Here is a 25,030-nt window from a genome sequence, read left to right on the forward strand (position 1 = left end):
CCAATACGCTGGCAATTCAACTTAAGCAAGGCACGCCAAAAAATGGCTTGGGTCTATCCGCACGCAGACAACGAATCAGGTTGACTGTCTACTAGTAACTTGAAGTCTGTGCCGCCGCCTGCCCACACCGTGATACGCGCATCGGGTCCGGCTCGAATTGTTTTGAAACCGGAGTCAGCGTCGATCAACAAGGCAGGAAATTCCGCAAAATCACCCTGATCGCTTAGCTTTTTGAAGAATTTTTTACATCCCGATGAGCTGTCTCTGATGCGCACAGGCAACACAGGAAGGTTCAATTTGCTGCTAATACGAAAGGCAGACACCGCCTTATCGCGTCCTTCGGCGCGCGCCTACAAGCACTTGGCGTTGTCTGAGGCACAGTGGGTTCTTTTAGGAGACTGACGGTGAAAAAATGGAAACTAATCCTGACCCAAGGGGTTGTGGCGGGCAGTCTTGCCAGCCTGATTTCCACAACCGTGCTGGCACTTGCCGGCCGTCGCGAATCAGGCAGCGCTGCGGCTCCGCTGAACGCCGTCAGTCACTGGTACTGGGGTGACGAAGCCTTGCGCCACGACAAAACCGACCTTACGCACACAGCGGCGGGCTACCTGACGCACCATGTCGCGGCCACCTTCTGGTCCACGCTCTATGCGGCCCTTGCCAGCAACCGGCCGGCTTTGCGCACCACGCCCGGCATCGTCCTGGGTGCAGTGGCTACCAGCGCCACGGCGGCCTTGATAGATTTCAAATTCACGCCACAGCGCTTTACACCCGGCTACGAGCATCGCCTGTCAACCGGCGCGCTGCTGGGGGTGCATGTCGCGCTTGCGATTGGCCTGGCTGCTGGCGCCCTGGCCCTTCGCAGCCAGTACCGGGACGGTGAACGGCCAGATGCAAAGGATCCTGAAGCTTTTGAAATCCCCGAGCCGCGCATTGTTCGGCATGTCAGAGCCGGCCGGGCAAGGTATGTCGAAGACGACGACACAAGCAGATTTTTGAGCAAATCTCCTTGACACCATACGAGGCCTGAACTGATGCACAAGCGCGTGAATCCGTCTGCTACTCTTTAAATAGCAAGCTTTTCTTTACCCTAAAGCGCAAAATTCCATTTTTTTCAGTATTTCACAGCATGGCGGCGCAAGCACCGCCGACAAGGGGAAAACCGTCAGGCTCGGCAAACTCCCTGCACAGCCATTTCGCTTGCATCATTGCGCCTTGCGCGGCACCACCAGCTTGTAGACTGAAAGCTGCAGCACATGGCCGTGCTGGTTTTGCGTTGTGCTGCGCACCACCACCAAGCCGCGTTCTGGCCGCGAACGCGAAGGCGTGACGCTGACCACTTCGGTCTCGACCTGCAGGATATCGCCGGGCCGTGTGGGCTGGGGCCAGCTGATTTCGCCGCCAGCGCCGATGATGCCGCCCGCCAGCGGCAGGCCGCCGCCAACCAGCAGGCGCATGGTGACGGCCGCTGTGTGCCAGCCGCTGGCAGCCAGGCCGCCAAACAGCGTTTCTTTGGCCGCCTCGTGGTCCAGATGGAAAGGCTGGGGGTCGAACTGCAAGGCAAAGGCCTTGATCTGTGTCTCGTCAAGCAAGAAGCCGGCGCTGGAAAAACGATCCCCAACCTGCAGATCATCAAGGTAGCGAAGTGGAGCGGCAGGGGTTTGGGACAGTTCGGACAGCGTGGAATTCATGATGATGTGCTTTCTGATGATGCAGTTTTTTAGCTCAATTAGAGTGATTTCACTTGCTCCAGGCGGCGCAGCAGCGTGGCCGGTGCGCAAGGCCAGCCCAGACGGCCAAACCAGGCCCCCCCGGCAATCGCCGCTGCAATCACGACGCCATACACCACCAGGGCCGCAGCCTGCGCCATGAAGACACCGACCAGTCCGCCGCCCCAGCGGATCACCAGCCAGCCACCGACGGCGGCCACAGCCAGCCGCGCGACATTGCCGGCCACGGGCCAAAGCAGCCGGCCGGCACCCTGCGAGGCGAAGTACAGCACCAGTCCGACACCGAAAAAACCATAGAACGGCGCCACCGTGCGCAAGTAAAGCGTTCCGGCGTCAAGCATCGCCGGGTCACTGCCGAACAGGGACAGCCATGCCCGGGGGAAAAGGGCCGCAGCCAGGCCAATCCCTCCGGTCAGGGTGAACGCCATGGCCGCGCCTGTCCACGTGGCACGCAGCGCGCGCGCATGCTGGCCGGCCCCCATGCAGGTGCCGACCATGGCCACCAGCGGCGCACCCAGGCCGAACACCAGCGGCACCAAAAGGTATTCCAGCCTGGATGCCGTGCCGTAACCGGCAATCGCGGCCGGACCGAAACCACCCGCAAGCGTCGTGGCCACGCCAATCGACAGGTTGGTTGCCACGGTGGAGATCGAGCCGATCAGACCGATGCGCAGAATGTCGCGAAACAACCGCCAGCGCAGCCCGGACCATGCCAGCGACGGCTTGAGCAGGCTGCGGCGGGAGCACAGGTAAGCCGCCAGCGCCAGGGTGCCCAGCGCGTAGTACAGCAGCAGCGCGATGGCCCCACCGGCAATGCCCAGCGCCGGCACCGGGCCCCAGCCAAAAATCAGCAGCGGCGACAGCGGGACCAGTGCCACCACGCCGGCCACGGTCACATTGGCTGGCACCGTCATGTTGCCGGTGCCGCGTATCACCGCCGCCAGCGAATTGAACAGCCACACCAGTACCGCACCGCCGAACACCCAGTGCGAATAAGTCAGCGCCGCCTCCAGCGAGGCGCCACTGCCGCCCATCAACGCAAACAGCCAGCGCCCGCCGAGCAGCAACGCCAGCGAAAACGCCAGGCCAAAGCCCAGCGCAATCACCAGCGCATGCAGGACCAGCGCGTTGGCGTCCTCGCGCCGCCCACCCCCAAGGGCGCGCGCAATCGACGAGGCAATGCCGCCACCCATCGCACCGGCCGAGGTCATCTGCATCAGCATCACGACCGGAAACACCAGCGCCATGCCGGCGAGCGCGTCCAGGCCGAGCTTGCCGACGAAATAGGTTTCGATCAGGCCGACGCAGGCCTGCGCCACCATCACCACCACATTGGGCAGGGCCAGGCGCAGCAGCGTGCGGCCAATCGGCGCTTCCAGCAGCAGGCGGGTGCGCGGGTCAATGGCGGTCATTGATTTCTCCGTGGGCAGGCAGTGCGCCAGGGACTGGAAATTTATTCATCATCGGCGCCCGTGCCACTGTCGACAGGCACCAGCAACTCAAGGGATTCATTGATCAGGCCGTGAAGCGCCAGCACGCGACTCGCACCCAGACGTTGGTTCAGGCTTTCCTGGGCAATCTTCCAGTGGCCCAGCGCTTCCTTGCGCTTGGCATGGCCGGCCGGCGTGATGCTGACGGTCCGGCTGCGCGCATCGCTGCCGGTGGCCAGTTCGACCCAGCCGGCGTCCACCAGCGGCTTGAGGTTGCGTGTCAGGGTGGAGGCGCTCATCCTCATGCGCCTGGCCAGTTCGCCCGGCCGCAGCGGGCCGAGCTTGAGCACATGACTGAGCAGCGAATACTGCGTGGTCTTGAGTCCGGCGCCCACCATTTCCACGTCGTAATGCTGGGCCACCTGGCGCATCAACTGGCGCAGCTTGAAGTTGGTGCAGCCCAGAGTTTTTAGTGCGGCCAGGAGTTCGGCGTCAGGCAGGCTTTGAACAGGTTCTGGCTTGTCGTGCATAATTTAATTGTAGCTGCAACTGTTGCATATGCAAATTAATTCAGAGGAATGACATGACTGGCAAGCGGGACACATTGGCCGAATGGATGGAAGAAAGCGCGGCGGTGCGCATCAAGATGCTGGCCGGCGGCGGCAAGCCTGGCCTGGCCAGCACCGAAGGGGTCGCCGGCAAGACCGGCATGCAAATCATGCAGGCCATGCTGGATGGTGAACTGCCCTACCCGCACATCGCCGAAACGCTGGACTTCGCGCTGATCGCTGTCGAGCCCGGCAAGGCCACCTTCCAGGGCACGCCGCAACTCAAGCACTACAACCCATTGGGCACGGTGCATGGCGGCTGGTATGCCACGCTGCTCGATTCAGCAGTCGGCTGCGCGGTGCACACCATGATGCCGGCGGGCCGTGGCTACACCACGGCTGAGTTGAGCATCAACATCGTTCGGGCAGCCTCGCACCAGACCGGGCCGCTGCGCGCCATCGGCACGGTGATCCACTGCGGCAAGCAACTGGCCACGGCCGAAGGCCGCATCGTCGGGCCGGACGGCAAGTTGTACGCCCATGCCACGACCACCTGCCTGGTGTTTGAGTTGCCAAAGCGGCAGTAAAAAGCCAGAGCGCTATATCACCCTGCACTTGCTGCATGGCGTTGAAAGCATGCCAGTCCACTGAGCAACCAAGGTGTCCCAACCTGCGAAAAAAAGTTAATGCATCACGCGAAAACGTGTGCCTCGAAAACTGAACACCGAACTTTTCGCCTGGATTTCCACCAGTGTCACTTCGGGGGCGGCCAGGCTGCCCTGCGCAAGCACCTGGTTGTTCACCAACAACAGCCGCTTGTCGGGGTTGGCCGAATAAACCGAACCGGTGATGGCCAATGGCGGAATCTGGCCACGCAGGTCCGGGGGCAGTTCGCCGAGCAGCCGCACGGCAGGCGCCGCCTGGCTTGGCGCTGCCTTGGCGACCGGGTCAGGCTTGGGCTTGGACATAGGCGGCGTTGCCATGGCGCGCACTTCTGGCTCTGCTTTTGACGCAGGCCTGGAAGCGGCGGGGGCAACAGCGGGCAGCGGCGGCGACACGGCTTCGCGTGGCGTCGACGCTGGAGCGGGCTGTTGCACGGATGGCGATGCGGTCACTGCCGGGGGGGGGAGTCTGGACGTGGGTCTGGGCGTCGGTGTCGGTGTCGGTGTCGGTGTCGGTGTCGGTGTCGGTGTCGGTGTCGGTGTCGGTGTCGGCATGAGTATCGGCGCGGGTACCGGTGGCATTTCCACGACAGGGTCTACCGCTGCCAGTCGTACGGCCGCGTCGGGCTTTTGCCAGAGCCACAGGCCGGCCGTCGCCATGCCAGCCAGTGCCAGGGTGATGCCGGCGCCTGTCCAGATGCGGCGTTGTGTGCGGCCAGCCGTCTGGGGCGCGGGGGTGATCGCCTGGCGGGCATGCACACCGGGCACGGCGCCAAGCTCGCGCTCGGCTTCGGCGCGTTTGAGGGCATCAAGGATATAGGACATAGATTTACCGGAGCGATGGCGGTTGGGTTTGCAGGTGCGGCGCATTCGCATTCGTGGCGCTGTCGATCTGCATGAAGGTCAGCGGGCCGGGTTGCCCGTCGGCTTCCAACCCCTGGGCGCGCTGGAAGGCGCGCACACGCGCCCTGAGGAACGTATCCAGCAGCGGCGGTGAGGCATAAGCGAGCGGCACGGGCGCGCCTTCCAGCACGGCCAGTTGACTGGCCAGCTGGCGGATCACCGGAACGGCGCTGTCGCCCTGCAGTCCCGGCGTGTAACCCGGAGGCGGGCGCCAGTAAGTGGCGAACTCGCCGCGCCACAGCCGACCCAGCGACACCAATCTGACGGTGTGCAGGCCGGCAGCGTCCTGCAGCGTGGCGGTCTGGTCGTCCAGCCCCACTAGGATGGCATGCACCGGCGGACCGTTGCCTGTATGCAGCGTCAGGATGCCGGGGCGGTCAAGCTGGCGCAGCAGCGGCACGCTCAGGTTACTGGTGCGGTAGCACTGCAACTGCTGCGCGCTGGCGGCCAGGCACGGGTCGCCGTCAGAGGCGGGCAGCTTCCAGGCGGGCGCCAGCGCACGCCAGGCCGTGTTGATGTCGGCCGGGAATTGCGCCACAAGGGTATCGAGTTCTTCGGCAGGCCGCAGGGCCGGCGGCTTTTCAGGTTCAGGTGATGAAGCGCCAGCCTGGGGCGCCGGCGCGCTTGAAGCCAGGGACGGCGCCAACTCTTTTTGCGCTGGATTGACCAGCAAAAAACCCGCCACCACGGCACCGGCCAGCAAGGCCAGGCCGCCCAGTGCGTAGGAAACTGGCCGCTTGCCGACGCCCCTTGCCTGCCCGGCATCCAGCCCGAACACCTCGACCGCCGCCTTGTCGACCACGGGCCGGTTCACGCGAAACAGGCCATTGGCCCAGGCGCCCAGCAGCGCGCGCCCGCACAGCAGGTTGATGCGGCGCGGCACACCGCGTGTGAGGCGGTGAATGCGCTGGATCGCGGAACGGTCAAACGGCAGCGGGCCGGTGAACCCGGCCACCGACAGGCGGTGCTCGATGTACTGCGCGCTCTCGGCCTCGGTCAGCGCGTCGAGGTGAAAGCGGGCAATCACGCGCTGCGCCAGTTGCTCCATTTCAGGGCGGGCCAGCAGCGTGCGCAATTCGGGCTGGCCGATCAACACGATCTGCAGCAGCTTGCGCTCGCTGGTTTCCAGGTTGGTCAGCAGGCGCAGTTGCTCCAGCACATCGGCGCTGAGGTTCTGCGCCTCGTCGATGATCAACACGCTGCTTTCCCCGGCGGCATGGCTCTTGAGCAAAAAGCTGTTCAGCGCATCGATGTAGTCCTTCACCGTCGGCGCGCCTGAAGCCGTCGCCGCCGCCGCCGTGATGTGGAATTCCTCGCAAACCGACTGCAGCAGCTCGGTCACGGTGAGCTTGGGGTTGAAGATATAGGCGACATGGCAGCCGGCGGGAATCTGCTCCATGAAGCAGCGGCAAATCGTGGTCTTGCCGGTGCCGATGTCACCCGTGAGCAGCACAAAACCGCCGCCCGTGCCGCTGCCAGCGCCGTGCGGCCCGGCCACGCCATACAGCAGATGCGCCAGCGCCTCGCGGTGGCGCTCGCTCATGAACAGGTAACGCGGGTCGGGCGCGATGGAAAACGGGTCCTGGCTCAAGCCGAAATGGTGCTCGTACATAGGGTGCAAGCATAGCCGGCACGGGACTGGCCGTTAACCCCCGTGGGCAGGAGGAACGTGCGGCGGCTGCCGTTATGTGCGTTTGATCCATGATTCAGGCACTTGTCCGCAGTGATCCCGCAGGCTGATGACTGTGCTTTCGTAGCTCGGCATTCCCTGTTCCAAAATGAGAGGTCTGCGGTTTCCTCACTTTTGGCTTGCTATCCAACCCCTCAATCCGGCGCAGCCGGGTCAGTGGACGCTCCGGGCTTCAACAGCGTGTCGGCCTGCAAACGTGTTCCCCAGGCTTTTTCGACAAAGCTGTCCGTGACACCATAGTGCCCGTGCTTGACGCGCATCAGCAAGTTGGCCGAAGTCATCAAACCCAAAACGCCCTGAACTTCCTGGGTGGTGGTTTCCCGGCCGATCCGGGCTGAGTATTCCTTCAGCGCGTCGGCGGTGAACACGCCCTTGACGTTGCCGCCGATGCCGCAGATGCGCGAAAAGACGGCTTGCGCCAACGGGCCGAAGGCTTCAATTTTTTGCAGCTCGATGTCCGCCGCCGCAGCACCAAACGACTGGGCGATGGTCGGCAAATGCTCGTCGGGGTTGGCGCCCTGCGGCAGGGCGCGCAAGACATTGAGGGCTTTCATCAGTTCCTCGGGCCGGCTCCCCATTCTTTTGAACGCCGCTTCAGTGACGCCGGCCGAGGGCGCCATGACGCCCAGTTGCGGCGTGACTTGTGCCAGGACGTATTCGACAAATTCAAGCCCCAGCACCGGAAACTCGTGCGTCACCGCGCCGTTGAACGCCTGGTTGCCCTTCAGCGAGAGTTCCTGCACGCGCGCGCGATGCGAGCCGGTCCCGACAAACAAAAAGTAGCCCGGCGTTGCGGGCCGCGTGTTGATGGCGTCGCGCGCGGCTTTCAGCGCGTGCAGCATGTTGTCGCCCTCGGCGCTGCCCAGCGCATGCTGCACCTCGTCAACAATCAGCACCAGGTCGGTTTTGGACTGGGCGATCAGTTCGGTGAACGCCTGCGCCAGGCTGACGCCGCCTTCCTTGCCCACATCGGCGAGCTTGAAGCCAAACTTGAAGCCCGCCGCCCCTGCTTCGACGCTGGCAACCCGTTTGAGGTGCTGGAGCATCGCTGAACCGGAGGTTTGTAACTCTTTCAGGCATGCGCGGATGGCGCCGTGCACCAGGTCCGCCGGGTTGGCCTGCGGCTGGCTCCACAGGTCCACATAGATGACGATGGCCCCCAGGTCCTGCAGCGCCGGGATCAGGTCGGTGGCGAGAAACGTGGTTTTGCCGACCCGCCGCTGCCCGGAAAGAAAAAGCCCGGAGCGCAATGAGGTGTCAAGAAAAGTGGGCCGGAGCAACTGCTTGGCCATTTCCTGCGCGAGGGCGGTGCGGCGAAAGGTCATGGTTTATGGATTTCTGGAGAAGTTTGATAATTATGGCATTTGCATAATTTTAAATAAAGTGGGGAGTTTTTTCCTTCGAGTCGCCTTGCGCTAGGCGCTCATCGGCGTTCCACAGCTGCTTTTCAAACAAGGTTTTTGGATTAAATCGGGCGTTTACGCAATAGGCATGGGCGTTAGCAGCTATCTTTTTTGTATCGATGAGAAGCGTCAAAATGGTTTTTCCAGTGGCTCCTTTGCAGCGTTTGCGGCCCTTCGCATTTCGGATTCGACGGGCCTCAAAGGGCTAATAAGCGACACTCAGGAGCCGTCTTCAGAGACGTACACTCATTCGGCTCCAGCCAGAGCCAAACCAGGCATTTCGACCGCCATCGCTCCTCAAGTGGTGGCGGTTGGATGGCGCAGCGCAGAATGGCGTGCGACTGAACCTGAAGGCCGCAATGCAGTGGCGCAATTCCCGTACCTACAAGGATGTATGAAACGCAACGACAAGCTGGCCGCCGAACCCAACCCCCTCGCATTTTTGTTGGGGGGCGGCGAAATGGGCGGCTTGATCCGGTCGATGGACTGGTCAGCGACCCCGCTGGGGCCGGTTGAGGTGTGGCCGCAGAGCCTGCGCACGACCGTCAGCATCTGCCTGGCCTCGGATTTGCCTATCTGCGTCATCTGGGGGCCGGGCCTCGTCCAGCTCTACAACGATGCCTACCGGGTCATTTGCGGCAACAAGCATCCTCGCTCCATGGGGCAGAACTTCGCCGAGTGCTGGACGGAGGCATGGCCGGTCATTGGCGAGGCGCACGACACGGCCTTGGCTGGCAACACGGCCTTCCTCGAAGGCCAGCAAATTTTCCTTGAACGGCACGGCTACGTGGAAGAGTGCTTCTTCACGTTCTCATTCAGCCCCATTCGGGACGAGGCCGGTCGGGTCGGCGGCCTGTTTCACCCCGTCATCGAGATGACGACCCAGATGCTCAGCGAGCGGCGGACACGGACGCTGCGAGACCTGACCGCTCAAACAAGCAAAGCGAAGTCCGTCAGCGAAGCGCTCGCCTTGTCCGCTCAGGCTCTTGCGGAGTACGCCCTCGACCTGCCCTTTGTCCAACTCTACGCAGTAGACAAAGACGGAGATCACGCCCGGCTGGTTGCTGCGACCAACCTCGAGGCGGAGACCGTCGCCAGCCTGGGCAAGGTCGGTTCGAGCGCTCAAAAGCAAACCCCATGGCCCTTGGAAGAAGTTGTTCGCTCGGGGTCTGCAGTGCAGGTGCAGGTACACGACGTGCGGCACAGGATCGGCCAGGCGGCCCTCGGTCCCTATCCCGAACCGCCCACCGAGGCCTTGGCGCTGCCGATCATCCTGCCAGGAGCCAGCGACCCCGCCGCCATCTTCATTGCGGGGGTCAGCGCTCGCTTGAGGATGAACGAGGCGTACCGGAGCTTCTACGACCTGCTCGCTTCTGCCGTGACCACCGCCGTCGTGAATGCCCGTGCATATGACGACGAGCGGCAACGGGCCAAGGCGCTGGCCGAACTCGACCGGGCCAAGACCACCTTCTTCTCCAACGTCAGCCACGAGTTCCGCACGCCACTGACCTTGATGCTGGGGCCAGTCGAAGACGCGCTGGCTGCATCGGACGAGCGTTTGCCGCCGTTGCAACGGGAGCGCCTGGAAGTCGTTCACCGCAACGGGCTGCGACTCCAACGCCTCGTGAATACCCTGCTGGATTTCTCACGCATTGAGGCCGGTCGGATCCGCGCAGCCTATGAGCCGACAGCTCTGGCTGAATTCACCGCCGAGCTCGCGAGCAACTTTCGCTCGGCTTGCGAGAAGGCCGGGCTGAAACTCCGCGTCGATTGCCCACCGCTTGGCGAGCCAGTGTTTGTCGACCGGCACATGTGGGAAAAGATTGTTCTCAACGTGTTGTCAAACGCATTCAAGTTCACCTTTGAGGGGGCAATCGCCGTCTCACTGCGACAGGTTGACCGCGCGGTCGAACTGCGCGTCAGCGACACGGGTACGGGCGTCTCCGCAGAGGAAGTTCCGCGGCTGTTTGAACGCTTCCACCGGGTCGAAACCGCACGGGGACGGACACACGAGGGCAGCGGCATTGGGCTGGCCCTGGTGCAGGAACTGGTCAAGCTGCACGGCGGCTCGATCCGCGCCGACAGCGAACTCGGGAGAGGCACGATGTTCACCCTCTCGATTCCGCTGGGATCGCAGCACCTGCCAGGTGACCAGGTCCGCAACCGGCCCCTCGCCGCGCAGCTCACCACGGAAGCGAATCTGTTCGTCGAAGAAGCGCTGCGCTGGCTGCCCGACGCCGATCAGCAACCGGCACCCGGCTCAAAGTTGCCGGCATTCCAGGACGACCCAACGGGCCCCGCCCCGTCACCCCAGCGAACCGAGGACGAACGTCCCCTGGTACTGGTCGCCGACGACAACGCCGACATGCGGCAGTACGTCGTCCGTCTGCTGGGCGCGCATTACCGCACTGAGGCCGTGCCGGACGGAGAGGCGGCGCTGGCGGCGGCGCGCGAGCGGACGCCGGATCTGATCCTGACCGACGTGATGATGCCCCGGCTTGACGGCTTCGGGCTGTTGAAGGCGCTGCGCGCCAACGCCCGTACCAGCGCCGTGCCGGTCATCATGCTGTCTGCCCGTGCCGGGGAGGAAAGCCGGATCGAGGGCTTGCAAAAAGGGGCCGACGACCATCTGGTGAAACCTTTCAGTGCCCGGGAGTTGTTGGCCTGTGTGGCGGCTCAACTTCAAATGGCACGAATGCGGCGTGAGAGCATAGAGGCAATCCGGGCCAGCGAGAATCAGTTCCGCGCTCTGGTCAGTGCCAGTTCGGACGTCGTGTATCGCATGAACGCGGACTGGACCGAGATGCGCCAGCTTCAGGGCCGGGAGTTCATTGCCGACACCCACGAGCCGAACCGCTCCTGGTTGGAGAAGTACATTCATCCTGACGACCAGCAGCGCGTCATGGAGACCATCGGGGCAGCCGTCCGCACCCAAGGCACCTTCGAGCTGGAGCACCGGGTCTTGCGGATCGACGGCACGCTGGGCTGGACGTTCTCGCGGGCCATCCCGCTGATGGACAAAGACGGCACGGTGGTCGAGTGGTTCGGCATGGCCAGCGACGTGACCGCCCGCAAGCAGGCCCAGGAGGCCCTAAGGCTGAGTGAGCAAAAGTACCGCACGCTGTTCGAGTCGATGGATGAAGGCTATTGCGTGATCGAGATGATCTTCGACGCCGACCAGCGGTCTGTCGACTACCTGTTTCTGGAAGTGAATCCGGCGTTCGAGAAGCACACCGGCCTGCGCAATGCGCAGGGCAAGCGAATGCGGGAGCTGGCCCCGAATCACGAAGCCCACTGGTTCGAGACATACGGCCGGGTGGCCGTCACCGGAGAGGTAACGCGATTCGTCGGCCAGGCCGCGGAACTGGGTGGCCGATGGTTCGACGTCTACGCGTTTCGCCTCGGCGGCACCGGAAGTTACAAGGTTGCCCTCTTGTTCAACGACATCAGCGACCGAAAGCGGGGTGAGGAGGAACGAGAACGGCTGGTCGCCCGTCTTCGAGAGGAGGACCAGCGCAAAGACGAGTTCCTGGCCACGCTGGCCCACGAACTGCGCAATCCTCTGGCTCCGATCCGCACTGGCCTGCAGATCATGCGTCTGGCACCAGGCGACGCGGAAGCGACCGAGCGGATCCGCTCGATGATGGAACGCCAGCTTGGGCAGATGGTGCATCTGATCGACGACCTGCTGGACCTGAGCCGCATCAGCCGCGGCAAGATCGATCTTCGCAAGGAGCGCATTGATTTGGCAACGGCCATTCAGCAGGCCATCGAGGCCAGCAGACCGTCCATTGCACAGGCTGATCACGAGTTGCTGATCAAATTTCCCTCCGACCCAATGCATGTGGACGCTGACCTGACACGGCTGGCACAGGTGTTCGCTAACCTGTTGAACAACGCCGCCAAGTTCACGGATCGTGGAGGTCAGATCCGATTGAGCATGCAACGCCTGGGAGCTGAAGCGGTCGTCTCGATTCAGGACAACGGCAGCGGCATCCCGACGCACATGCTCCCGCACGTCTTCGACATGTTCGCCCAGGTTGAAGGCAACCTGGAACGCTCGAAGGGTGGTTTGGGTATCGGCCTTTCTATCGTCAAGCGCCTGGTCGAGATGCACGGCGGGTCGGTTGAGGCCCACAGCGACGGTCAAGGCAGGGGCAGCGAGTTCGTTGTGCGCCTGCCGGTGGCTTTGTCGGCCGCCGGGGACGAGCCTACTAATCAGCCTGACCCCGTCTATCCCGCTACACGCCACCGCATTCTGGTCGTGGACGACAACGTGGACGCGGCGAACTCGCTCGGTCAGCTTCTCGAGATGTTGGGGAACGAGGTCATCACTTTCTACGACGGGGAGTCGGGCATCAAGGCGGCCAAGGAGTTTCGGCCCGACATACTGTTGTGCGACATCGGGATGCCGAAGATGAACGGGTACGACACAGCCCGCAGCATACGAGCCGAGGAATGGGGCAAGGACATCGTGCAGGTGGCCCTGACCGGCTACGGCCAAATGGACGACCTGCAAAGGAGCGCGGACGCGGGTTTCGATCATCACTTTGTCAAACCGCTAGACGTCGACGCCTTGATGGCGCTGTTGGCCGGCTTGCAGCCGCAGCGCGCGTGATGGTTCACCCCGACGGCACGCTTGTCTAACCTCAACGTGTTGAAGACTGCCCAAGAGGGGCACACCCGCCTGCGCACTGTTTTGCTCCCGCATGACAGATGAAAAGCGAGGTTTGAGTTGCATGAAAGGGCCGAGCAAAACTCGATAGACAAAGCGATTCATTGGGCACTTGCACGGGCAATGCGCTTGATCGATGAACGTCTTCTTCCCCATCCTTGCAGGAACTGCGGACATGGTGCTTCAGTCAATCCTGCTCCATCTGGCGAGCGGCAACTTCGAGGAAGCCAACAGAGCCGCTGGCCTGGCCGCTTTGTCGTCGTGTGCTGTCCGGGACGCTCCGCGGCTAACTGACCGCAAATAGTCTAAAGATCGAACTGCGCCACTTTCCCGTAAAACGGCGCCACATCCTGTGATCGCTACTGGTTGAAATTAACTAATTGTTTTAACCATATCAGGCATCAAATCGGCCTCTGGCGCAATACAGGCATTCGCAAACAGCTATATTTTCAATAGCAAAAATTTCCACCCACGTCTTCTCTGCCGAAAAAGCCGGCGGCCCATCTTGCCCGGCCCGCTGCGATGTGTACGATGACGTCGAGCGCTTCAACATCGCAACCAAAGGGAACAATCCATGGCATCCGGAAAAATTCTTGTCGCCCAGGGCGGCGGCCCGACGGCGGTGATCAACCAGTCGCTGGTCGGCGTGGCGCTGGAGGCGCGGCGCTTTGGCGAGGTCACACGCATCTACGGCGCGCGCCACGGTGTGCGCGGCATCGTCGATGAAGACTTCGTGGACCTGACGCAGGAAACCAGCCACAACCTTGAACTCGTCGCCAACACGCCGTCGTCGGCGCTCGGCTCGACGCGTGACAAGCCCGACGTGCGCTATTGCCAGGAGATTTTCAAGGTGCTGCAGGCGCACCAGATCGAGCACTTTTTCTACATCGGCGGCAACGACTCGTCGGACACGGTGCGCATCGTCAGCCTGGAAGCGCAAAAGGCCGGTTACCCGCTGCGCTCCATCCACATTCCCAAGACCATCGACAACGACCTGGTGGGGAGCGACCACACGCCGGGCTTCCCGTCTGCGGCGCGCTTCGTGGCGCAGGCGTTTGCCGGCGCAAACCTGGACAACGCCGCCCTGCCCGGCGTGTACGTGGGCGTGGTGATGGGCCGGCATGCCGGATTTTTGACGGCCGCCTCGGCGTTGGGCAAGAAGTTTCCCGACGACGGCCCGCACCTGATCTACCTGCCTGAGCGCACCTTCGTGCTGGAGAATTTCCTGGCTGATGTGAAGGCGACTTATGCGCGCTTCGGGCGCTGCGTGGTCGCCGTGTCCGAAGGCATCCACGATGCGTCGGGCGCGCCGATTGCCAGCCTGCTGGCGAAAGACCTGGAACATGACGACCACGGCAATGTGCAGTTGTCGGGCAACGGCGCACTGGCCGACCTGCTGTGCGAGGAAATCAAGGCCAAGCTCGGCATCAAGCGGGTGCGTGGCGACACCTTTGGCTATCTGCAGCGCTCGTTCATCGGCTGCGTGTCCGACGTGGACCAGCGCGAAGCTCGCGAGGTCGGCGAAAAAGCCGTGCAGTTCGCCATGTGGGGCGCGCAGGACGGCTCGGTCGCCATCAAGCGGACGGGCTTTTATTCGGTCGATTACGAGCTGCTGCCTCTTGAAGCCGTGGCCGGCAAGACGCGGGTGATGGAGGATGAATTCATCAGCGCCAGCGGCACCGACGTGACCGATGCGTTCAGGATGTACCTGCGCCCGCTGCTCGGCTCAGGCATGCCCGACGCGTTCAGGCTGCGCCACCATCCGGTGGCCAGGGTGCTGAACCGCAACCCTTGAAGCGGCCTTCCATGCGGCAGTGCCGCCTGCACAGTTCTCACGCCGACGTGATAATCCGGTGATGCGATTACTTCATACCATGCTCCGCGTTGGCAACCTTCAGCGCTCGATTGATTTTTATACCCAGGTTCTGGGCATGCAGCTGCTGCGCCAGTCAGAAAATCCGGACTATAAATACAGCCTGGCCTTTGTCGGTTACGAGGGCAATCCGGCGCAGGCCGAAATCGAGTTGACCTTCAACTGGGGAACGGAAAGCTACGAGATGGGCACGGCTTACGGCCACATTGCCCTGGGCGTTCCCGACGCGTATGCCGCCTGCGAAAAGATCAAGGCCGCCGGCGGCAACGTCACGCGCGAAGCCGGTCCGGTCAAGGGCGGCAGCACCGTGATTGCCTTTGTCACCGACCCGGACGGCTACAAGATCGAGCTGATCCAGCGCGTCGAGGGTGCCAGCGGCGGCGGCCTGCGCTGATTTGTGGGGGCTGAGGCGACGGCAAATGCCATTGCTATGGTTTAAATAGCTGTCAGCGCACGTCCCATGTGCGAAAACCGCCTTTTACATGCTTGATTCGTAACTACTCAGGTCACTTTTCAGTTTAAAGCGCAATGAAATCAGCCTCTGTCATCCCGGCCCCGGATCAAGCCCGGGGTTTCAGCACCCGGGAACCATGACTTCTCCCCAAACGGGGTCATGGATTGCCCCGGATCAAGTCCGGGGCAGGCTCATCAAGTAAGCAATGACAAAAGAGATTACGGAGAGCTTCGAGGGAGCTGAGTAATTACCTTGATTCAGTCCTTTAGCGAATTCAACCAGTCAACCGGCCAGCAGCGCCGGCACCCAGCGGTTGATCAGCGCACCGCCAACCACCAGCCAGGCAAACAGGATCAGCGCCAGCAGCATCGGCTTGAAGCCGGCCTTGCGAATCGCCGACATATGCGTTGACAAACCCAGCGCAGCCATGGCCATGGCCAGCAGCGCCGTGTCGATATCAGTCATCACGGGCAGCACTTTGGCGGGCAGCAGGTTCAGCGAGTTGAACAGCACGACGGCGACAAAACCAAGGGCAAAGCCGGGAATGGCCAGTTTGGTCTTTGACGGCTTGCCTGACGTGTTCGACGCGGCGCTGGCGTCGCCAGACCGAGCGGACGAACGCGCCTCGTCGCGTGCCAGCCAGGCCGACAGCATGATCAGGAACGGCGCCAGCATCATCACGCGCACCATCTTGGCGATCACCGCCGTGTCGGCGGCCTCGGTGCCAATCGAGCGCGCGGCGGCCACCACCTGCGCCACCTCGTGAATGGTCGAACCGACGTAAATGCCAAAGCCCTGCGTGCCGCCGCCAATGAAATGGAAGTGCTGGTTCAGCTCGAACAGCAGGGGGTACAAAAAGATCGACAGCGTGCCAAACATCACCACCGTGGCCACGGCCACCGTGACCTGCTCGGCGCGGCCCTTGACCACCGGCTCGGCCGCCATCACCGCCGCCGCACCGCAGATCGAGCTGCCCGCGCCTATCAGCATGACGGTCTTGCGGTCCATCCCCAGCCAGCGCGTGCCGACCCAGCAGGCCAGCGCAAAGGTCGAGCCCAGTACCAGCGCATCGATCGCCACACCGGCCATGCCGACCTGCCCCACGTCCTGCACCGTCAGGCGCAGGCCGTACAGCACCACACCCAGGCGCAGCAGCGTTTGCTTGGAAAAGTTGACGCCCGGCCCGCTGACACTGGCAAAACGCGGGTAAACCGTGTTGCCGACCAGCATGCCGAGCACGATGGCGAGCGTCAGCGCGCTCAGGCCATGGTCCTGCAGCCAACGGATGTTTCCCAGCGAAACGGCGGCAGCCGCCAGCGCGGCACTGAGCGCCAGGCCGGGCAGCATGCGCCGTGCCCATGACGGCGCGGGCGGCGATGGCGCATGGTGACGGGCTTGGCTGGCCAGGCTGGACAGGGGGTTGCCGGGGGTGCTCATGGCGTTTTCCTCTCAAAAGCAGGAGTCGAATAATGTTCAATGCAACTTTAGGAAAATTCACGCAACCCGTCCAACGGCTAGTTTCAGTAAGATTTACCCATTCAATCGCTATCAAGAACGATCAGGAGGTTTTAAATGGATGTCTTGCGACTCACCCTGCGCCAATTGCAGATTTTTGCCGCTGTGGCGCGCAACGGCAGCACCACGGCGGCCAGCGCCGACATTGCGCTGTCGCAGTCGGCCACCAGCTCGGCGGTCAACGAGCTGGAGCGCTTGCTGTCGTTGCGCCTGTTCGACCGCGCCGGCAAGCGCCTGCTGCTCAATGACAACGGCCGTGCCCTGCTGCCGCGCGCGCTGGCGCTGCTTGACGGCGCGGCCGACATCGAGCACATGGCGCGCGACGCAAGCGCGCAGACGCAGTCACTGCGCATAGGCGCCAGCACCACCATTGGCAACTATGTCCTGCCGGCTTTGCTCGGGCAGTTCCTGGCGGCCAGCCAAGCCGGCAGCGCTACCGCCTGGCGCTCGCGCGTCAGCATCGGCAACACCGAAACCATCTGCGATGCGGTGGCGGCCTTTGAACTGGACATTGGCCTGATTGAAGGGCCCAGCAATCAGGCGGCACTGGCGATCACGCCCTGGCTGCAGGACGAACTGGTGATTGTGGCCAGCCCGCGCAGCGAACTCGTCGCGTCAACGCAGGGCGCTACCGACGAAAATATCCGCGTGCCACTCAAGGCGCTGCGGGGCGCCCTGTGGCTGCTGCGAGAGGCCGGCTCGGGCACACGCGAGGTCACCGACCAGCTGCTGCTGCCGCACCTGCACACTTACCGGCGCAGCATCGAGCTGGGCAGCTCTGAAGCCATCAAGCATGCCGCCGCCGAAGGCCTGGGCGCAGCCTGCCTGTCAATGCTGGTGGTGCGCGACCTGATGGCCACCGGGCGGCTGAGCCCCGTCCGCACCACACTGCCGCGCATGCTGCGGCAGTGCTTCCTGGTCGTTCACCGCGACAAGCAGCCTACGGCAGCGCTGGAAGCCTTTATGACGCAAGCCCAGGCTTTTCCGTCCGCCCATTTAGGCCCATTGAAGGGTAAACCCCATGCAAACAAACTGAAACCGAGGGAATAAAGCGCCTTTGCCAGTGCTCTTGTACACATGATCCAGACGGCCGAGTCCCGGTACAACCAATGGGTGCGCGAGCACTACCGCTTTTTGCTGCGCAGCGCCTGGGGCCTGACGGGTTCGCGCGCCATTGCCGAGGATGTGGTGCAGGACTGCTTCACCAGCGCCTGGCAATACCGCAGCCAGCTGCGCCAGCCCGAATTGGCGCGCGCCTGGCTGTTTCGCATCATGCGCCGGCATGTGCTGCGCCATGTGGTACCGGGCCCGCAACGGCTGGATGAGGACTATGGCGAATTCGATGCCGCCGAACCGCAGGCCAGCACGGAGCGCCTGGACAACCAGCGCGACGTGGTGCAGGCTTTGGGCCGCATCGCGCCGATTCACCGTGAGGTGCTGGTGCTGTTTTACTTTGACGACATGCCGACGGCGCAAATGGCCGAGGCGCTCGACATTGCGCCGGGCACTGTGTTGTCACGCCTGTCGCGCGCCCGCGAGGCCCTGAAGGCGGCGCTTGATGGCCATTCCCGGACAGATGCGCCCGGGGCCGCTGCCCTCGCTCCGGCTTCCAGCGTGCGCCAGTTCAGAAAGATTTGAATGACGGACTTTGAGCTTCCGCCCGACAGTGCCTTTGACCTGCGCGCCCGCGCAGAGATGGCGCTGGCCTTTGACCCTGGCCAGCCCCCGGCGCATCTTTTCAGGCACACCCCGTTGTTGTCGCGGCGCAGCTTTCAACGCGGTCTGGTCGCGACGCTGCTGGCGGCCACTGGCACCGGTGCGGTATTTGCAATGCGTCCGCCCACGCTGGTTCGCGGCGCCATCGAGCACGAGTATTACGAACGCACGCTGCGCGGCAGCTTCATGCAAACCAGCCAGTTGCTGGCGCACCTGGGGTTAAACCAGCAGCAGCCGGTTCCGGGCTACCCGCAGTTGATGCGGCCCTGCGACATCGACGGCCGCCTGGCCTACCACCTGACCACTTTCCTTGAAAAAGGCGGCATGGTCACGGTGTTTGCCTTTGACCAGCCGGTGACACTCAAGACCGGCAGCGGCTGGTGGAACGACATGTACTGGCAGGTCATTGATTCGCGCCAGGGCAAGCCACTGGTGTTGGTGGCGCAGAAAAAGAAGGCGCTGGCCATGGCAAACCACCATTTCGGCAAACCGTCCGGCCAAACTGCCCACGTGGGCGGCTAGGCAGATTCTTGAGTTATTCAGCAAGCCCGTTTTTCGTTCGTACTCACGTTTCTTTTCACGTTCCCTTTCAACAACTCACGGAGACACACATGATCGACACCCCCAGCTCATTGCCCCGCCGCCACCTGCTGACCCGCAGCGCCACCGCGCTGGCGGCCGCCGGCCTGGCGACATGGAGCCACGGCGCCATGGCGCAAGCGGCAGCCGCCAAGCCATTGCCCACCGACCTCGCCTGGAAAGACCTGAACAGTGTCATCGTGCACAGCGGCAACACCATCGAGACCAAGCGCGGTGCTTTTGGCACCAGCGTCATCACGCCGGCCGATCAGCTCTACATTCGCAACAACCTGCCCACGCCTGACGCCTCGATCGTGGCCGACCGCGACGCCTGGGTGCTGACGCTGGACGGCGTGAAAAATCCGCGCTCGCTCACCGTGGGCGACCTCAAGACCATGGGTCTGGAGACCGTTGCCATGGTGCTGCAGTGTTCGGGCAACGGCCGGGGCTTTTTCCCCTCCAAGCCCAGCGGCACCGGCTGGACGGTGGGCGCCGCCGGCTGCGTGGTCTGGAGCGGTGTGCCGGTGCGCGAAGTGGTGCAGGCGCTGGGCGGCGTCAGCCCCGGCATGAACTACATGACCAGCACCGGCGGGGAGAAGCTGCCAGCCGGACTCGACCCGAAAAGCATCATCGTCGAGCGCTCGGTGCCCGCTGCCGCCATGCAGGACGCGCTGCTGGCCTGGGAGATGAACGGCGCGCCGATCCCGCTGGCCCACGGCGGCCCGCTGCGCTTGATCGTGCCGGGTTTTACCGGCGTGAACAGCATCAAATACGTCAAGCAACTGGCCTTCACCGCCAAGGAAAGCGATGCCCGGATCATGGCGCACGGTTACCGCCTCACGCCCCCCGGCCAGAAAGCCGACCCGAGCCAGCCGTCGGTGCAGGAAATGTCGGTCAAGTCCTGGGTCAACTCACCCAGCCCCGACGATGGCGCCCACCGCGAAGGCTGGATGCAGATCAACGGCGTGGCCTTTGGCGGCATGCATGCCGTCAAGGGCGTGGAAGTGTCGATTGACGGCGGCAAAACCTGGCAACAGGCACGCCTGGTCGGCCCCGACCTCGGCAAATACGCCTGGCGCCAGTTTGTGCTGCCCGCGCACTTTGCGCGCGGCAACTACGTCGTCACCAGCCGCGCCACCGACAGGGCCGGCAACGTGCAACCCGAAACACGCGGCGAGAACGTCAGCGGCTACAACAACGCCAGCTGGCAGGACCACGCAGTGAAGGTCAGCGTGGCGTGATGCGTTTCAACCTGTTCCCACTTTTAAAACTTTACAGGCCCAGTGATGCCATGACCCCATCCCCTTTGCTTTCAAGGTTTTCGGCGCAACCCTTGCGACTGCTGCTGTCGCAAGGCCTGCTGCTGGCGGCTGCAACCGTCATCAGCCTGCCGGCCAGCGCCGCTGAGGACGCCGACAAGATGGCGATTGGCAAACAGCTGTTCACCGCCGGGGCCGTTCCGGCCTGCGCGCTGTGCCACACCCTGAAGGACGCCGGCAGTGAAGGCGCGGTCGGGCCCGTGTTCGACGACCTCAAGCCCAACGCCGCGCGGGTAAAAAAAGCGCTGTACGACGGCCTGGGCGCCATGCCCTCCTACAAGGCCACCTTGACCGAAGCCCAAATCGACGCGCTGTCGTTTTACGTGTCCAGGGCATCAGGCGCGGAGAAATAAGCCACCGCCGGTCAACCGGAACCAAAGCGGCATGAACGGGCGCTTTCAGCTACTTTTTTGATAGCTCAAAGCGCCCGTCCTTTATGCGCAAATGGATGATTTCATTAAAAATCGTACCGATTCACACGCTCATGCTCTGCAACTTGGCTTCAGCACCTTCATCGCAAGGCCGCAGGTCATGGCGATGCCGGGCCGATGAGGCGCCAAAAGATGGATTTCCGCGTTGCGCTCACCACCATGCATGCGCTGCTTCAGACCGCGCGGCGTGTCAAAAGGCAGGCCTGACGCGCCAGGTCGGTCACGCGGTCCCAGTCGCCAGACGCCAGTGCATCGGCGGGCGTGAGCCACGAGCCGCCAACGCAGGCGACGTTGGGCAGCGCCAGAAACTCGGCGGCATTGGCCATTGACACACCACCCGTGGGGCAAAACTTCACATCGCCAAACGGCCCGCCCCAGGCTTTGAGCATGGCCGTGCCGCCAGCCTGCAGCGCCGGAAAAAACTTCAGTTCGGTCAATCCGTCTTCCTGCGCCATCATGATTTCGCTGCCGGTGGCCACGCCGGGCAGCAGCGCCAGTCCGGCATCGCGGCAGGCCTGGCCAACCGCATGGGTGTAGCCGGGGCTGACGACAAAGCGCGCGCCGGCCATGGCACACGCCTGGGCGTCGGCGGCGCTGCGCACTGTGCCTGCGCCCACCACCGCCTCGGGCACATCGCGGGCAATCGCCTCGATGCAGGCCAGCGCCTGCGGCGTGCGCAGGGTGACTTCAAGCATGCGGATGCCGCCCGCCACCAGGGCGCGGGCCAGCAGCACCGCCTGGCCAATATCGTTCAGCACGATGACCGGAATCACGGGCGCATCCTGCATCACCTGCAGGGCACTGAGTTTTTGGCTGATGTTCATCGTTACATCCATGACATGGCTCCTTCTTCTGCTGTCAATGCACGGGCACGCATGCCCGAAAACAATCCCCGCCCCATACCGATGCCGTTGCGCTGACGCAATGCGTCCGGCATCACGCTGACAGGCCGTGCGGCCCATTCGGCCTCATCCACCAGCACCAGCAACTTGCCGGTGAGTCCATCAACACGGATCACATCGCCATCAATCACCTTGGCGAGTGGCCCGCCGGCGGCTGCTTCCGGCGACACATGAATCGCCGCTGGCACCTTGCCCGATGCGCCGCTCATGCGGCCATCGGTCACCAGCGCCACCCTGAAACCCTTGCCCTGCAGCACCGCCAGCGGCGGCGTGAGCTTGTGCAGCTCGGGCATGCCGTTGGCCTGGGGTCCCTGCCAGCGCACCACGCAGACAACGCCGTGTTGTGGATTTTCCAGGCACATCCGTTCAAGCTCGCCCGCACTGAAGGCCGCCAGCAAGTCTTCCTGCGAATCAAACACCCGGGCCGGCGCTTCAATCACATGCCGGTCATCAGGCACGGCGGACACCTTGATCACGCTGCGCCCGAGGTTGCCGGTGAGCAGCTTGAGCCCGCCGGTGGGGCTGAAGGGCCGGTCTGCAGGCCGCACGATGGACTCGTCCTTTGAGTCGCCCACCTCATGCCAGGCCAGCGACGCACCGTCCATCACCGGAATGCGGCCATATTCACGGATGCCGCCTGCGCGCACTGTCAATACGTCCTCATGCATCAGGCCGGCGTCCAGCAGTTCCCGAATCACCAGCCCCGGCCCGCCGGCGGCCTGGAAGTCATTCACATCGGCGCTGCCGTTGGGATAGACATGCGTCAGGAGCGGCACGACATCGGACAGCGCCGAAAAGTCATTCCAGTCGATCATGATGCCGGCCGACTGCGCCACCGCCACCCAGTGGATCAGGTGGTTGGTCGAGCCGCCAGTGGCCAGCAGCGCCACCATCGCGTTGACGATGGCGCGTTCATCGACGACATGGCCGATGGGCGCAAAGCGCTTGGCCTTGGTGATGCCGAGCACAGTGCGGGCCGCCTCACGTGTGAGTTCGTCGCGAAGCGCGTCGCCGGGCTGGACAAACGCCGTGCCGGGCACATGCAGTCCCATGGCCTCCATCAGCATCTGGTTGCTGTTGGCCGTGCCATAAAAGGTGCAGGTGCCGGGGCTGTGGTAAGACTTGAGTTCGCCTTCCAGCAGCGCATCGCGCCCGACCAGACCTTGCGCGGCCTGTTCCCGGATGCGGGCTTTTTCTTTGTTCGGCAGGCCCGACGGCATGGGGCCGGCCGGCACGAACACCATCGGCAAATGGCCGAACTGCAGCGCGCCAATCAGCAGGCCGGGAACGATCTTGTCGCACACGCCAAGCAACAGCGCCGCATCAAACATGTCATGCGACAGCGCTACGGCCGTGCCCATGGCAATCACATCGCGGCTGAACAGGCTCAACTCCATGCCACTGGTGCCCTGCGTGACGCCATCGCACATGGCCGGCACACCGCCAGCCACCTGCGCCGTGGCGCCGTGTCTGCGCGCCTCGTCCTTGATCAGCGCGGGGTAACCCAGCAGCGGCGTGTGCGCCGACAACATGTCGTTGTAGGCGGTGACGATGCCGATGTTGGGCTGGCGCTCGGTCACGATCTTGAAACGGTCATCCAGCGGCATGCCGGCCACTGCATGCGCGATGTTGGCGCAGCCCATGCGGTCCATGCTGGGGGGGCGAGTGCTGTCGGCCTGCAGTTGGGCCAGATAGGCATTGCGTGTTGGCCGGCTGCGCTCCTGAATGCGGGCGGTGATGTCTGCAACGGCGGAATGAAGCGCCATGGTGAAACCTTTCAATTTAGCCATCCCGGACACGGGGATGTAACTTTATTACGGCGTCCATGGTAACTAATATCGCGGCTGTTTTCACCCCGAATGGTTACTTTGCGGTTACCAAACGAAGGACAGGCAAAAAAAATCCGCCGGGCGCAAAGCACTGCGGATTCATTTCGCCCGCCATGCGGGCCGCAAGCGTGCGAGTTACTGCAGGCTGATTTCGACGCGGCGGGCTTCGGCATCGCTACCCGTGGCGCTGGAGGCGATCGGCTCGGGCTTATTGAGTTCGATCTGGCTCTCAGGCACGCCCGCCGTCGTCAGCGCATCGCGCACGGCCAGCGCGCGCTGCTTGGCCAATTCGGCATTTTGGTCAGCATCGCCAGTTGCGTCGTGAAAACCAGAAATAGCGACCTTGCGGCCAGCCTGCGCGCCCTTGACCACATCAGTCAATGCTTCGCTGGCGCCAGCGGCCAGGTCGGCCTTGCCCGAAGCAAAGTAAAACTTGACGATGCCCTGCTCGACCTTGACGCTGGCTGCGTCGGAAGCTGCCTGCGCCATTGCAATGGAGGCATCAGCTGGCATGGCCGGCGCAATAGCCACCCCGGCAGCCGGGGCGACTGCCTGGGCCGGAGCGCCGCGATGCTTCACGGCAAACACCAGCACCGAGGCAACCACGATGGCAATCAATCCAAACACCAAAAACAGCGCCACGCGTTGCGGGCTGTCGTCACTCTGAGAAACCATGGAAAACTTCCTTTTTAAAAAACGTGGCGATATTGTAAAGTGAGGCTGTGACCACTCTAGCAAACGCCCCTGACGAATTGGCTTACAAAGCCCGTGACCCCGCCACAATGCTCGACGCTACCATCCGGCAATGGGGCGGCCAGACCGACTTGTGGGTTTTTGGCTACGCATCGCTGATCTGGCGACCCGAATTTGAATCAGCCGAGCAGCGCTTTGCCACGTTGCACGGCTACCACCGCGCGCTGAAAATGTGGAGCCGCGTCAACCGCGGCACGCCTGCCCAGCCGGGCCTGGTGTTTGGCCTGCTGTCGGGTGGCAGCTGCAGGGGAATGGCCTATCGGCTGCCCAGGGACCATGTGCCCGCTGCCCTGCCCGCCCTGTGGGCGCGCGAAATGCCCAACGGCATCTATGACCCCAAGTGGCTGCGCTGCCGCACGGCGCAGGGCGACATCAAGGCACTGGCCTTCACGCTGTCCCGCCGCAGCCCCAACCACACCGGTGTGTTGAGTGAAGACCACTACCGGCAAATATTCTCCAGTGCCTGCGGCCGTTATGGCACGACGCGTGACTATGCGCAGCTGACTTATGACAAACTGCGCATGATGGGCATTGACGACCAGGCGCTTGGCAAACTGCTGCAACTGGCCAGGCACTGACAGGCCTCGCGCATTGGGCGGCGCTGGCTTGAATCGTCAG

22 protein-coding genes are annotated in these 25,030 nt (G+C 63.2%); 11 read left to right on the forward strand and 11 right to left on the reverse strand.

The features are described from left to right. Nucleotides 1-404 precede the first annotated feature (404 nt). Nucleotides 405-1,013: a hypothetical protein gene (locus tag IWX87_RS03875; protein ID WP_280757661.1), complete on the forward strand. Its 609-nt coding sequence runs from the start codon at nucleotides 405-407 to the stop codon at nucleotides 1,011-1,013. A gap of 192 nt (nucleotides 1,014-1,205) precedes the next feature. On the opposite strand, the gene IWX87_RS03880 is transcribed toward IWX87_RS03875, so the two are convergent. From IWX87_RS03880 to IWX87_RS03890, 3 genes are read right to left on the reverse strand one after another with little or no spacing between them, the layout of a single operon-like run. Next, nucleotides 1,206-1,691, reverse strand: a complete 486-nt coding sequence (locus IWX87_RS03880) for a MaoC family dehydratase (RefSeq protein ID WP_196862218.1) — start codon at nucleotides 1,689-1,691, stop codon at nucleotides 1,206-1,208. Nucleotides 1,692-1,729: 38 nt separating this feature from the next. Further along, nucleotides 1,730-3,142, reverse strand: a complete 1,413-nt coding sequence (locus IWX87_RS03885) for an MATE family efflux transporter (RefSeq protein WP_196862219.1) — start codon at nucleotides 3,140-3,142, stop codon at nucleotides 1,730-1,732. Between the two features lie 41 nt (nucleotides 3,143-3,183). Next, entirely contained in the window at nucleotides 3,184-3,690 is a 507-nt protein-coding gene (locus IWX87_RS03890; RefSeq protein WP_196862220.1) for a MarR family winged helix-turn-helix transcriptional regulator, read from the reverse strand. Between the two features lie 53 nt (nucleotides 3,691-3,743). On the opposite strand from IWX87_RS03890, the gene IWX87_RS03895 reads away from it, so the two are divergent. Next, nucleotides 3,744-4,295: a PaaI family thioesterase gene (locus IWX87_RS03895; protein ID WP_196862221.1), complete on the forward strand. Its 552-nt coding sequence runs from the start codon at nucleotides 3,744-3,746 to the stop codon at nucleotides 4,293-4,295. A 96-nt stretch (nucleotides 4,296-4,391) separates the two neighbouring features. On the opposite strand, the gene IWX87_RS03900 is transcribed toward IWX87_RS03895, so the two are convergent. The 4 genes from IWX87_RS03900 to IWX87_RS03915 form a co-directional block, all read right to left on the reverse strand. Then, a complete protein-coding gene (locus IWX87_RS03900; RefSeq protein ID WP_196862222.1) occupies nucleotides 4,392-5,195 on the reverse strand; it encodes a general secretion pathway protein GspB in 804 nt (267 codons plus the stop codon). Nucleotides 5,196-5,199: 4 nt separating this feature from the next. Continuing rightward, a complete protein-coding gene (locus IWX87_RS03905) occupies nucleotides 5,200-6,885 on the reverse strand; it encodes an ExeA family protein (protein WP_196862223.1) in 1,686 nt (561 codons plus the stop codon). Between the two features lie 212 nt (nucleotides 6,886-7,097). Beyond that, complete coding sequence (locus tag IWX87_RS03910) at nucleotides 7,098-8,288, reverse strand: AAA family ATPase (protein WP_196862224.1); 1,191 nt, start codon at nucleotides 8,286-8,288, stop codon at nucleotides 7,098-7,100. Between the two features lie 49 nt (nucleotides 8,289-8,337). Beyond that, nucleotides 8,338-8,499 (reverse strand): hypothetical protein, encoded by a 162-nt coding sequence (locus IWX87_RS03915; RefSeq protein ID WP_196862225.1) that lies wholly within the window; start codon nucleotides 8,497-8,499, stop codon nucleotides 8,338-8,340. Nucleotides 8,500-8,760: 261 nt separating this feature from the next. Here IWX87_RS03915 and IWX87_RS03920 point away from each other — a divergent pair, with 261 nt between their 5' ends. From IWX87_RS03920 to gloA, 3 genes are all read left to right on the forward strand, one after another. Further along, nucleotides 8,761-12,984, forward strand: coding sequence for an ATP-binding protein (locus tag IWX87_RS03920; RefSeq protein ID WP_196862226.1), 4,224 nt, complete (start codon nucleotides 8,761-8,763; stop codon nucleotides 12,982-12,984). Between the two features lie 631 nt (nucleotides 12,985-13,615). Further along, nucleotides 13,616-14,836 carry a 6-phosphofructokinase gene (locus tag IWX87_RS03925; protein ID WP_196862227.1) on the forward strand — a complete coding sequence of 407 codons (1,221 nt, stop codon included), beginning with the start codon at nucleotides 13,616-13,618 and terminating at the stop codon, nucleotides 14,834-14,836. Between the two features lie 61 nt (nucleotides 14,837-14,897). Then, the gene (gloA, locus tag IWX87_RS03930) at nucleotides 14,898-15,308 is read left to right on the forward strand and encodes a lactoylglutathione lyase (protein ID WP_196862228.1); all 411 of its coding nucleotides are present in this window, start codon (nucleotides 14,898-14,900) and stop codon (nucleotides 15,306-15,308) included. 342 nt (nucleotides 15,309-15,650) lie between these two features. Here gloA and IWX87_RS03935 read toward each other — a convergent pair whose 3' ends face one another. Next, complete coding sequence (locus tag IWX87_RS03935; RefSeq protein WP_231374592.1) at nucleotides 15,651-16,715, reverse strand: YeiH family protein; 1,065 nt, start codon at nucleotides 16,713-16,715, stop codon at nucleotides 15,651-15,653. 225 nt (nucleotides 16,716-16,940) lie between these two features. On the opposite strand from IWX87_RS03935, the gene IWX87_RS03940 reads away from it, so the two are divergent. The 5 genes from IWX87_RS03940 to IWX87_RS03960 all read left to right on the forward strand — a co-directional run bounded on the left by IWX87_RS03940 (nucleotide 16,941) and on the right by IWX87_RS03960 (nucleotide 20,850). Next, on the forward strand, nucleotides 16,941-17,933 hold the full coding sequence (locus IWX87_RS03940) for a LysR family transcriptional regulator (RefSeq protein WP_196862230.1): 993 nt from the start codon (nucleotides 16,941-16,943) through the stop codon (nucleotides 17,931-17,933). 27 nt (nucleotides 17,934-17,960) lie between these two features. Next, nucleotides 17,961-18,521, forward strand: coding sequence for an RNA polymerase sigma factor (locus IWX87_RS03945; protein ID WP_196862231.1), 561 nt, complete (start codon nucleotides 17,961-17,963; stop codon nucleotides 18,519-18,521). Beyond that, nucleotides 18,522-19,121 (forward strand): hypothetical protein, encoded by a 600-nt coding sequence (locus IWX87_RS03950; protein WP_196862232.1) that lies wholly within the window; start codon nucleotides 18,522-18,524, stop codon nucleotides 19,119-19,121. Nucleotides 19,122-19,210: 89 nt separating this feature from the next. Continuing rightward, nucleotides 19,211-20,419 carry a sulfite oxidase gene (locus IWX87_RS03955; RefSeq protein ID WP_196862233.1) on the forward strand — a complete coding sequence of 403 codons (1,209 nt, stop codon included), beginning with the start codon at nucleotides 19,211-19,213 and terminating at the stop codon, nucleotides 20,417-20,419. A gap of 50 nt (nucleotides 20,420-20,469) precedes the next feature. Continuing rightward, entirely contained in the window at nucleotides 20,470-20,850 is a 381-nt protein-coding gene (locus tag IWX87_RS03960) for a cytochrome c (RefSeq protein WP_196862234.1), read from the forward strand. Between the two features lie 251 nt (nucleotides 20,851-21,101). Here IWX87_RS03960 and eda read toward each other — a convergent pair whose 3' ends face one another. The 3 genes from eda to IWX87_RS03975 form a co-directional block, all read right to left on the reverse strand. After that, nucleotides 21,102-21,764 carry a bifunctional 4-hydroxy-2-oxoglutarate aldolase/2-dehydro-3-deoxy-phosphogluconate aldolase gene (gene eda, locus IWX87_RS03965; RefSeq protein ID WP_196862235.1) on the reverse strand — a complete coding sequence of 221 codons (663 nt, stop codon included), beginning with the start codon at nucleotides 21,762-21,764 and terminating at the stop codon, nucleotides 21,102-21,104. Further along, nucleotides 21,755-23,596, reverse strand: a complete 1,842-nt coding sequence (gene edd, locus IWX87_RS03970) for a phosphogluconate dehydratase (RefSeq protein WP_196862236.1) — start codon at nucleotides 23,594-23,596, stop codon at nucleotides 21,755-21,757. The genes eda and edd overlap by 10 nt, the downstream gene beginning before the upstream one ends. A 198-nt stretch (nucleotides 23,597-23,794) precedes the next feature. Continuing rightward, entirely contained in the window at nucleotides 23,795-24,334 is a 540-nt protein-coding gene (locus IWX87_RS03975) for an OmpA family protein (protein ID WP_196862237.1), read from the reverse strand. Between the two features lie 107 nt (nucleotides 24,335-24,441). On the opposite strand from IWX87_RS03975, the gene IWX87_RS03980 reads away from it, so the two are divergent. Next, entirely contained in the window at nucleotides 24,442-24,990 is a 549-nt protein-coding gene (locus IWX87_RS03980) for a gamma-glutamylcyclotransferase (RefSeq protein ID WP_196862443.1), read from the forward strand. Nucleotides 24,991-25,030 lie beyond the last annotated feature (40 nt).

The organism is Polaromonas sp. CG_9.7 (assembly GCF_015752205.1).
Lineage (GTDB): Bacteria > Pseudomonadota > Gammaproteobacteria > Burkholderiales > Burkholderiaceae_C > Polaromonas.

What these genes read in the sequence shown, in the direction of transcription:
- IWX87_RS03880 (WP_196862218.1), bottom strand. Translation starts at nt 1,691, where the DNA reads ATGAATTCCACGCTGTCCGAACTGTCCCAAACCCCTGCCGCTCCACTT.
- IWX87_RS03885 (WP_196862219.1), bottom strand. Translation starts at nt 3,142, where the DNA reads ATGACCGCCATTGACCCGCGCACCCGCCTGCTGCTGGAAGCGCCGATT.
- IWX87_RS03890 (WP_196862220.1), bottom strand. Translation starts at nt 3,690, where the DNA reads ATGCACGACAAGCCAGAACCTGTTCAAAGCCTGCCTGACGCCGAACTC.
- IWX87_RS03895 (WP_196862221.1), top strand. Translation starts at nt 3,744, where the DNA reads ATGACTGGCAAGCGGGACACATTGGCCGAATGGATGGAAGAAAGCGCG.
- IWX87_RS03900 (WP_196862222.1), bottom strand. Translation starts at nt 5,195, where the DNA reads ATGTCCTATATCCTTGATGCCCTCAAACGCGCCGAAGCCGAGCGCGAG.
- IWX87_RS03905 (WP_196862223.1), bottom strand. Translation starts at nt 6,885, where the DNA reads ATGTACGAGCACCATTTCGGCTTGAGCCAGGACCCGTTTTCCATCGCG.
- IWX87_RS03910 (WP_196862224.1), bottom strand. Translation starts at nt 8,288, where the DNA reads ATGACCTTTCGCCGCACCGCCCTCGCGCAGGAAATGGCCAAGCAGTTG.
- IWX87_RS03920 (WP_196862226.1), top strand. Translation starts at nt 8,761, where the DNA reads ATGAAACGCAACGACAAGCTGGCCGCCGAACCCAACCCCCTCGCATTT.
- IWX87_RS03925 (WP_196862227.1), top strand. Translation starts at nt 13,616, where the DNA reads ATGGCATCCGGAAAAATTCTTGTCGCCCAGGGCGGCGGCCCGACGGCG.
- gloA (WP_196862228.1), top strand. Translation starts at nt 14,898, where the DNA reads ATGCGATTACTTCATACCATGCTCCGCGTTGGCAACCTTCAGCGCTCG.
- IWX87_RS03935 (WP_231374592.1), bottom strand. Translation starts at nt 16,715, where the DNA reads ATGCTGCCCGGCCTGGCGCTCAGTGCCGCGCTGGCGGCTGCCGCCGTT.
- IWX87_RS03940 (WP_196862230.1), top strand. Translation starts at nt 16,941, where the DNA reads ATGGATGTCTTGCGACTCACCCTGCGCCAATTGCAGATTTTTGCCGCT.
- IWX87_RS03945 (WP_196862231.1), top strand. Translation starts at nt 17,961, where the DNA reads ATGATCCAGACGGCCGAGTCCCGGTACAACCAATGGGTGCGCGAGCAC.
- IWX87_RS03950 (WP_196862232.1), top strand. Translation starts at nt 18,522, where the DNA reads ATGACGGACTTTGAGCTTCCGCCCGACAGTGCCTTTGACCTGCGCGCC.
- IWX87_RS03955 (WP_196862233.1), top strand. Translation starts at nt 19,211, where the DNA reads ATGATCGACACCCCCAGCTCATTGCCCCGCCGCCACCTGCTGACCCGC.
- IWX87_RS03960 (WP_196862234.1), top strand. Translation starts at nt 20,470, where the DNA reads ATGACCCCATCCCCTTTGCTTTCAAGGTTTTCGGCGCAACCCTTGCGA.
- eda (WP_196862235.1), bottom strand. Translation starts at nt 21,764, where the DNA reads ATGGATGTAACGATGAACATCAGCCAAAAACTCAGTGCCCTGCAGGTG.
- edd (WP_196862236.1), bottom strand. Translation starts at nt 23,596, where the DNA reads ATGGCGCTTCATTCCGCCGTTGCAGACATCACCGCCCGCATTCAGGAG.
- IWX87_RS03975 (WP_196862237.1), bottom strand. Translation starts at nt 24,334, where the DNA reads ATGGTTTCTCAGAGTGACGACAGCCCGCAACGCGTGGCGCTGTTTTTG.
- IWX87_RS03980 (WP_196862443.1), top strand. Translation starts at nt 24,442, where the DNA reads ATGCTCGACGCTACCATCCGGCAATGGGGCGGCCAGACCGACTTGTGG.